Genomic DNA, 7,611 nt, shown 5'->3' on the forward strand with positions numbered 1-7,611 from the left:
CGACCCTCGGAATCGTGAATGCGTGCTTTGGCCACTCGTCCAGCGTAGCCCGGCCCCGGTCGCTATCCTGAGGGGGTGAAGATTCTTGTTTTGGGCTCTGGCGCCCGCGAACACGCCATCGTGAAAGCCCTCGCCGCGGAGAACGCCGGCCACGAGCTGGTCTGCGCGCCGGGGAACTCGGGCATCGCCGCCGATGCCCGCTGCCTGCCGCTGGACATCACCGACCCGCAGGCGGTGCTCTCCTTCGTGACCGAGAGCGGCTACGACCTCGTCGTGGTCGGCCCGGAGGCCCCCCTGGTGGCCGGGGTCGCTGACCCCCTCCGCGAGCGCGGGATCCCCGTGTTCGGCCCGGGCAAGGCTGCCGCCCAGCTTGAGGGTTCGAAGACCTTCGCGAAGCGGATCATGTCGGCCGCGGGCGTGCCCACGGGCGGCGCGACCCGGGTTGACTCCGTCGAGGGCGCCGCAGCCGTGCTCGACGAGTACGGCGCCCCCTACGTCATCAAGGCCGACGGCCTCGCCGCGGGTAAGGGCGTCCTCGTGACCGAGGACCGCGTCGCCGCGCTGGAGCACGTCGAGTTCTGGATCCGACACGGTGAGGTGCTCATCGAGGAGTTCCTGGACGGCCCCGAGGTGTCCCTGTTCTTCCTCGCGGACGGCCACAACGTGCTCCCCCTGTCCCCCGCGCAAGACTATAAGCGCATTTTCGACAACGACGAGGGGCCCAATACGGGCGGCATGGGCGCGTACTCGCCGCTGCCCTGGCTCGACGAGGGCTTTGTGGCCGAGGTCACCGAGACCGTCGCCATCCCGACCGTGCGCCAGCTCGAGGCCGAGGGAACCCCGTTCATCGGGCTGCTCTACTGCGGTCTCATCCTGCCCGAGGCCGGGATCCGCGTCATCGAGTTCAACGCCCGCTTCGGCGACCCGGAGACCCAGGTCGTGCTGCCCCGCCTCGATTCCCCGCTGAGCGCCGCGCTGCTGGCCGCCGCGACCGGCACCCTGAGCGCGCACGAGCCGCTCGACGTCGCAGAGGACGTCGCGGTCACCGTGGTGCTCGCGAGCGAGAACTACCCGGAGTCGCCCGTCACCGGTCGCGAGCTCACGGGCCTCGTCGAGGCCGCGGCGGTGCCCGGCGTGCAGCTCGTGCACGCGGCCACCGAGGAGCGCGACGGCCGCTGGTTCGCCACGGGCGGCCGCGTGCTCAGCGTCGTGGCTCGCGCCGAGAGCTTCGCCGCGGCCCGGGAACGCGCCTACGAGGCGATCGCCCTGATCGGCCTCGAGGGCGGCCAGTTCCGGACGGACATCGCCGAGCGCGTCGCCTAAGCAGCGTGCCCGCACGGGCGCGGATTCGCCGGGGCGGCCAGGGTCGTCCCGGCGGCGGGGAAGTCGCGACGGCGGCCCCGGGCGAAACGGGGCCGCGCCCAGCGGCTAGGCCAGGCCTTCGGCGAGCGCGTCCTGCAGGTCGTCGAGGTGCGCTTCCCAGGCCTCGTGCGAGGCGCGGACCCGGTGCGCGGCATCGGGAAACACGTCAAAACCGGTCTCCGCGATCGTCAGAATCGTTTCGCCGCTGTCCGAGACGAGTGAGATGAGCACCCGGGTCTGGCTTCGGTCGCCGGACTCGCTCCAGGCGAAGCCGAGCGCGTGGCCGACGACGAGCACGTCGATCTTCCCGGCCGCGTCGCGGCTCAGGCCCGCTTCCTCCCAGAACTCACGGAGCGCGCCGCCGCTGGTCAGCTCAAAGCTGAGATCGGGCCACCAGGTGGCGCGGATCTCGGGGTCGGCCAGGGCAAACCACACCCGCTCTCTGGACGCGTCGAGGCGCCGTCGTACCGTCACTGGTCCAACCGGAATCATCCTGCACCTCCCCCAATAGCCTAGTATGCACCGTCTGAACCGGCTATGGGAGTGTCTCCGGAGGTGGCAGAATAGCCGGGTGACCACGAATTCCGCCCCCGCCCTGCCCGGTTGGACCCATTTCTACTCCGGCAAGGTGCGCGATCTGTATCGCGCCGACGCCCCCGGCGATGACCGCCTGCTGCTCGTCGCGAGTGACCGCGTCAGCGCCTTTGACTTCGTTCTGGAGCCCGCAATCACGGGCAAGGGGGCCCTCCTGACGGCCCTGTCCAACTGGTGGTTCGCCACCCTGGACGTCCCCAATCACTTCGCCGAGGGCGAGGCCCCCGCGGCCGTGGCCGAGCGGGCCATGGTCACGCGCACCCTCGACATGGTGCCGATCGAGTGCGTGGTGCGCGGCTACCTCACGGGCAGCGGCTATCAGGAATATCTGGCCACGGGCGAGGTGTGCGGCATCGCGCTGCCCGCCGGCCTCGCGGACGGGGACCGCCTGCCAGAGCCGATCTTTACCCCGGCGTTCAAGGCCGAGCTCGGGGATCACGACGAAAACATCAGCTTCGAGCGATCCGTTGAGATCGTCGGCGAGGAAACCGCGACGGCGCTCCGCGACACCTCGCTTCGGCTGTTCGCCGAGGCCAGCCGGATCGCCGAGGAGCGCGGCCTCCTGCTCGCTGACACGAAGTTTGAGTTTGGTTTCGACCCGAGCACCGGCGTGCTGACCCTGGCGGACGAGGTCCTCACCAGCGATTCGAGCCGCTACTGGGACGCCGAGGGGTACCGAACCGGCGCGACCGCGAAGGAACGGATGGCGAGCTTCGACAAGCAGATCGTGCGCGACTGGCTCGCCGCGAACTGGGACCAGACCGGCACCCCGCCCGAGCTGCCCGCCGAGATCGTTGCGCGGACTCTCGGCCGCTACCGGGAGCTGTTCACCCGGCTGACCGGCGAAGCGGCCCCGGCCTCATGACTGCCGCGCCGGAGGGCCGGCCGCCGTTTCCCCCTCGCCCGATGAAACCGCTCACGGCGGCCCTGATCCTGATCATTTCGGGCGCCATGGGGTTGCTCCTGCTGGCCACGGCACTGAAGACCGGGAACCCCTCGCGGATGATTGGCTTTGGCGGCGGGCTGATGTGCATCGGCATGTTCCTGTTTTCCCTGCCAATCGTTCGGCGGTCATACCACCCGCTGCCCCTCATACTTGCGACCGTTGCTTTCACGGCGTCTCTCGCGTGCTTCGCCTGGGTGTGCCTGGTCACGCCCGAGGTTCTCCCGGTGCGCGGCGGTCGCCGGAGCCTCAACCAAAGCGTTGCCCCCGTCGCGGGCTTCCTCAGCGCGGTCGCGACCGTGGCCGTGCCCATCCTGATGACCCGGTGGCTGCGCCGACTCCACCGCGAGCAGACGGGCCCCACAACAACTACTTGAAGCGTCAAGCAATTCGGCGTAGACTGGCCCCGAACGATTCGGAGCCCCCATGACCGCCACCCCCGCACGCACCCAGCACGACCTCCTTCCCGCCAGCACGGGCATGGGAGCCGTCACCCTCGCCGTCCACGACCTGGACGCGATGATCGATTTTTATCAGCGCGGCGTCGGCCTCGCCGTCCTTGACCAGCGGGGCCACACGGCCACCCTCGGCCGGCAGGGCGTTCCCGCCATGATCCTCAACCAGGACGGTTCCCTCGCCCACGCCCCGTCGGGAGCAGCCGGGCTGTATCACACGGCTTTCCTCTACCCGCAGCAGAGCGAGCTCGCCTCCTCCGTGTACTCGCTGGCGCGCAACTTCGCGCGCTCCTTCACCGGCTCAAGTGACCACCTCGTCTCCGAGGCCCTGTACTTCGATGACCCCGAGGGCAACGGGGTCGAGCTGTACTGGGACCGGCCGCGAGACGCCTGGACATGGCAGTCGGACCGCGTCCAGATGGCGACGAACTGGCTCGACCCGAACCAGTTCCTCCGCGAGCACCTCACGCAGGAGGGGGCTGAGTCCGTCGCGGACACCGCGGCGAGCGTCGGGCACGTGCACCTCAAGGTGGGCGATCTCGCGACCGCACGCGCCTTCTACGTGGACACGCTCGGCTTCGAGGTGACCGCCGAATACGGCAGCCAGGCCCTCTTTGTGGCCGCGGGCGGCTACCACCACCACCTCGGCATGAACACCTGGGAGAGCCGGGGAGCGGCCGAGCGCAGCCCGGCCCTCGGCCTCGGCGAGGTCGTCATCGACGTCGCCGACGAGGACGCGCTCAGCGCGCTCGCCGAGCGCCTCAGCGCGCGCGGCCTCCCGCACGGCCACGACGGGCGCGAGCTCAGCTTCCTGGACCCCTGGGCGAACCGCATCCGCGTGCAGGCTTCGGGGTCGGCCAGCTGACGACGCCGTGACCTTCCGGGCAGCCCGCCCTAGACTGGGAGAGACGCCGTCCGGTTCCCGGGCGGGCGGTCACGACGAAAAGAGGACACCCGTGTCATCGACAGAGAATGAATCGGAGCGCCCGGAGCAGTCCGAGGCTCCCGCGGAGGACATGCGGGCGAAGTTCCGCGAGGCGCTCGCCAAGAAGAACGCAAAGAACCAGGGCGGCCAGGCCAACCTGGACGGGAAGGGCGCCGTTCGCGGCAGCTCCTCCGGCCCCGTGCAGCAGCGCGAGTTCCGCCGCAAGAGCGGCGGCTGATTCGATCCCGGAGCCGCCGCCCGTGCGGCGGCTCCGGGCCGCGAATCCCCGCGATAGGATGGGACGGTGCGTCGGACCTGGCGCGCCGCCTACCACCTTTCTGGAGTCACCCGGTGTCCACCATCGTCGTAGAAGTTATGCCCAAGGCCGAGCTGCTTGACCCGCAGGGCAAGGCCACCACCGGCGCCCTCGACCGCCTCGGCAAGGGCCAGTTCACCAACGTCCGCATCGGGAAGCGCTTCGAGCTGACCGTCGACGGCCCGATCACCGACGAGATCCGCGCCGAGGTGCAGGAGATCGCCGAGGGCATCCTCTCCAACCAGGTCATCGAAGACGTCGTCTCGATCACCTACCCCGAGGCCGACTAATGAAGATCGGCGTCATCACCTTCCCCGGCTCGCTCGACGACCGGGACGCGATCCGCGCCATTGAGATCGCCGGGGCCGAGGCCGTTTCCCTCTGGCACGGCGACCACGACCTGAAGGGCGTCGACGCGATCGTACTGCCCGGCGGCTTTAGCTACGGGGACTACCTGCGCGCGGGCGCCATCGCCGCGTTCTCGCCGATCATGACCGACGTCGTCGAGCAGGCCGGCAAGGGCATGCCCGTGCTCGGCATTTGCAACGGCTTCCAGATGCTCGTGGAGGCGAAACTGCTCCCCGGCGGCCTGCTGCGCAACGCCCACCAGCAGTTCATCCGCCGCGACCAGAAGCTGCGCGTCGAGAACACGAACACCGCGTTCACCAGCCACTTCGCCCAGGACCAGGAAATCATCATCCCCCTGAAGAACGCCGACGGCGGCTACCAGTGCGACGCCGAGACGCTGAAGATGCTCGAGGGCGAGGGCCGCGTGGCCTTCCGCTACGTCGGCGTGAACCCGAACGGTTCCCTGAACGACATCGCGGGCCTCACAAACGCCGCGGGCAACGTGGTCGGCCTGATGCCGCACCCCGAGCACGCGGTCGAGCCGGGCTTCGGCCCGAACACCCCCGAGGCCATGCGCTCCGGCGAGGACGGCCTCCCGTTCTTCACCAGCGTCATCGCCCAGTTCGCGACCGCGGCCTAGGCTGCGGCCCCGCACCATGCCCACCGTCATCGAGGTCGAGGGCCTCGACGACCCGCGCCTGCGCGATTTCTCGCGGCGCACCGACGTGGGGCTCCGGCACGACCAAAAGACCGAGCACGGCATTTACCTTGCCGAGTCGGCCCAGGTCGCCCGCCGGGCCCTGCGCCTCGGGCACTCCCCCCGCGCGGCGCTCGCCCTGCCGGGGGCCCTCGACGAGGCCAGGGACGTGCTCGCCGGGCACCCCGGGACCCCCATCTTCACGGCCCCGGATGAGCGGCTCGCCGAGCTCACCGGCTACCACCTGCACCGCGGGCTGGTTCTCTCGCTGGACCGCCCGGCGTTGCCGAGCGTCGCCGAGGTGCTGGACGGGGCACGCACCGTCGTCATCATCGAGAACGTGGCCGATCCGACGAACGTCGGCGCGATCTTCCGCTCCGTCGCGGGCATCGGCGCGGACGCCGTGCTCGTCACCGAGCGCTGCAGCGACCCCTTCTACCGGCGCGCGATTCGGGTCAGCATGGCCGCGACGCTCCAGGTGCCCTGGACGCGGATGGGCGACTGGCACACCACCCGAGCGCAGTTGCGCACGGCCGGCTTCCACCTGGCCACGCTCGACCTCACGGACGACGCCGTGGATCTGCGAGCGTTCGCCGCGCGCCGCCCGGAACGCCTCGCGATCGTTCTCGGCGAGGAGGGTCCCGGCATCACCGCCGAGGCGACCGCCGCCGCCGACTCCGTCCTCACGATCCCCATGCACCACGGCGTCGATTCGCTCAACGTCGCAGCGGCCAGCGCGGTCGCACTCTGGGCCCTCGCCGGAGCTCACCCCGCCTGACCCTGGCGCGGGGGATTGCCGCCAGGAGGATCCAGCGGAGGCCCGGTCCCCCCGGCCCTGACCTCCGCCCCGATTTCCTCGGACCCCGGCTAGCGCCGGGTGGCCTGTGGGTTCACGACCGCGGGAACATCCCGCCCCGCAAAGAAGTCGACCACGTTGTTCGCCGCGTGCACGGGGAGATCCGCGAGGGCCTCCCGCGAGTACCAGGCGGCGTGCGGGGTCAGCAGGACCCGGTCTAGGGTCCGCAGGGGGCTCGTGTCCGGCAGGGGCTCCTCCGCGAACACGTCGAGCGCGGCACCGCCCAGGTGACCCGCGGCGATGGATTCGGCGAGAGCGTTCTCGTCGATGAGCGGCCCGCGGCACGTGTTGACGATCACCGCCCCGGGGCGCATGGTGGCGATTGTCTCCCGGTTGATCATGTGCTTGGTCTCCGCGGTGAGCGGCGCGTGCAGGGTGACCAGGTCCGCTCCCGCGAGGGCCGCTGCGAGCGCAGCCGGCTCGTGTCCGGCAGCTCGCGCCGCGGCCTCGTCCAGGAAGGGATCCGAGACGAGGACCCGGAAGCCGATTGCGGACAGCGAGGCCGCGACCATCCGGCCAATTCGGCCGTAGCCGATGACCGCGACCGTGCTCGCCGAGGGGCGCACGGACATGGGGACCGCGGACACCGCCGACCAGACCCCGGCGCGAACCGCGCGGTCATATGCCGCGAGGCCCCGGGCCTGGGTCAGAATCATTGCCACGGTGTGCGTGGCGACCTCCTCGACGCAGTAGGTCGGCGTGTTTGCCACGAGGATGCCGCGCTCGGTCGCCGCGGCGACGTCGATCATGTCGTAGCCGATGCCGAGGCGGCTGATCATGCGCAGGTTCGGCATGCCGTCCATCACCTCCGCGGTGATCGGCGCCCACTGGACCACGAGCGCCGTCGCCTCGCGCCCGGCGTCGATGAGGGCCCCGGCGTCTCGGGACTGGGCGAGCGCCGAGCGAATCCCGGCGGCGGCAAGGGTGTCCGCGGCGGCGGTGCCGGGAAGATCGCTGTCCGTGAGGAGCACAAATTCATTCTGCATGCTCAAAATGCTATAGCATCTAGCAATCCGAACCAAGCCAGGACGGGCATTCTCCCGAAAAATGCTATAGCGTCTACGGTATGACTCAACGTTTCGCTCTCATCACCGGGGCCAGCTCGGGCATCGGCA

At 70.2% G+C, this 7,611-nt stretch carries 10 protein-coding genes; 8 read left to right on the forward strand and 2 right to left on the reverse strand.

What is annotated here, in order from left to right:
* Positions 1-75: 75 nt before the first annotated feature.
* Positions 76-1,323 carry a phosphoribosylamine--glycine ligase gene (gene purD / locus OOT08_RS07715; RefSeq protein WP_325092016.1) on the forward strand — a complete coding sequence of 416 codons (1,248 nt, stop codon included), beginning with the start codon at positions 76-78 and terminating at the stop codon, positions 1,321-1,323.
* A gap of 105 nt (positions 1,324-1,428) precedes the next feature.
* Here purD and OOT08_RS07720 read toward each other — a convergent pair whose 3' ends face one another.
* Entirely contained in the window at positions 1,429-1,854 is a 426-nt protein-coding gene (locus OOT08_RS07720; protein ID WP_325092017.1) for an SRPBCC family protein, read from the reverse strand.
* Positions 1,855-1,933: 79 nt separating this feature from the next.
* Between OOT08_RS07720 and OOT08_RS07725 the strand changes: the two genes are divergently transcribed.
* The 7 genes from OOT08_RS07725 (at position 1,934) to OOT08_RS07755 (ending at position 6,418) form a co-directional block, all read left to right on the forward strand.
* Positions 1,934-2,821 carry a phosphoribosylaminoimidazolesuccinocarboxamide synthase gene (locus OOT08_RS07725; protein WP_325092018.1) on the forward strand — a complete coding sequence of 296 codons (888 nt, stop codon included), beginning with the start codon at positions 1,934-1,936 and terminating at the stop codon, positions 2,819-2,821.
* Between the two features lie 41 nt (positions 2,822-2,862).
* The gene (locus OOT08_RS07730) at positions 2,863-3,276 is read left to right on the forward strand and encodes a hypothetical protein (RefSeq protein ID WP_325092019.1); all 414 of its coding nucleotides are present in this window, start codon (positions 2,863-2,865) and stop codon (positions 3,274-3,276) included.
* Positions 3,277-3,325: 49 nt separating this feature from the next.
* The gene (locus OOT08_RS07735; protein WP_325092020.1) at positions 3,326-4,219 is read left to right on the forward strand and encodes a VOC family protein; all 894 of its coding nucleotides are present in this window, start codon (positions 3,326-3,328) and stop codon (positions 4,217-4,219) included.
* Positions 4,220-4,310: 91 nt separating this feature from the next.
* Positions 4,311-4,517: a DUF5302 domain-containing protein gene (locus tag OOT08_RS07740; protein WP_325092021.1), complete on the forward strand. Its 207-nt coding sequence runs from the start codon at positions 4,311-4,313 to the stop codon at positions 4,515-4,517.
* Positions 4,518-4,630: 113 nt separating this feature from the next.
* Positions 4,631-4,885, forward strand: coding sequence for a phosphoribosylformylglycinamidine synthase subunit PurS (gene purS, locus OOT08_RS07745; protein ID WP_325092022.1), 255 nt, complete (start codon positions 4,631-4,633; stop codon positions 4,883-4,885).
* Positions 4,885-5,583 (forward strand): phosphoribosylformylglycinamidine synthase subunit PurQ, encoded by a 699-nt coding sequence (gene purQ, locus OOT08_RS07750; RefSeq protein WP_325092023.1) that lies wholly within the window; start codon positions 4,885-4,887, stop codon positions 5,581-5,583. Before purS ends, purQ begins: the two co-directional genes overlap by 1 nt.
* A 16-nt stretch (positions 5,584-5,599) precedes the next feature.
* Complete coding sequence (locus OOT08_RS07755; RefSeq protein ID WP_325092024.1) at positions 5,600-6,418, forward strand: TrmH family RNA methyltransferase; 819 nt, start codon at positions 5,600-5,602, stop codon at positions 6,416-6,418.
* A gap of 89 nt (positions 6,419-6,507) precedes the next feature.
* Here OOT08_RS07755 and OOT08_RS07760 read toward each other — a convergent pair whose 3' ends face one another.
* The gene (locus OOT08_RS07760) at positions 6,508-7,482 is read right to left on the reverse strand and encodes a C-terminal binding protein (RefSeq protein ID WP_325092025.1); all 975 of its coding nucleotides are present in this window, start codon (positions 7,480-7,482) and stop codon (positions 6,508-6,510) included.
* Positions 7,483-7,611: the final 129 nt, after the last annotated feature.

It is taken from the genome of Leucobacter sp. M11, from assembly GCF_035726885.1.
Taxonomy (GTDB): domain Bacteria; phylum Actinomycetota; class Actinomycetes; order Actinomycetales; family Microbacteriaceae; genus JAPFRB01.

Bases quoted from the DNA above. Each gene is read 5' to 3' on its own strand.
- OOT08_RS07720 (WP_325092017.1), bottom strand. From the start codon at position 1,854: ATGATTCCGGTTGGACCAGTGACGGTACGACGGCGCCTCGACGCGTCC.
- OOT08_RS07730 (WP_325092019.1), top strand. From the start codon at position 2,863: ATGAAACCGCTCACGGCGGCCCTGATCCTGATCATTTCGGGCGCCATG.
- OOT08_RS07735 (WP_325092020.1), top strand. From the start codon at position 3,326: ATGACCGCCACCCCCGCACGCACCCAGCACGACCTCCTTCCCGCCAGC.
- purQ (WP_325092023.1), top strand. From the start codon at position 4,885: ATGAAGATCGGCGTCATCACCTTCCCCGGCTCGCTCGACGACCGGGAC.
- OOT08_RS07755 (WP_325092024.1), top strand. From the start codon at position 5,600: ATGCCCACCGTCATCGAGGTCGAGGGCCTCGACGACCCGCGCCTGCGC.
- OOT08_RS07760 (WP_325092025.1), bottom strand. From the start codon at position 7,482: ATGCAGAATGAATTTGTGCTCCTCACGGACAGCGATCTTCCCGGCACC.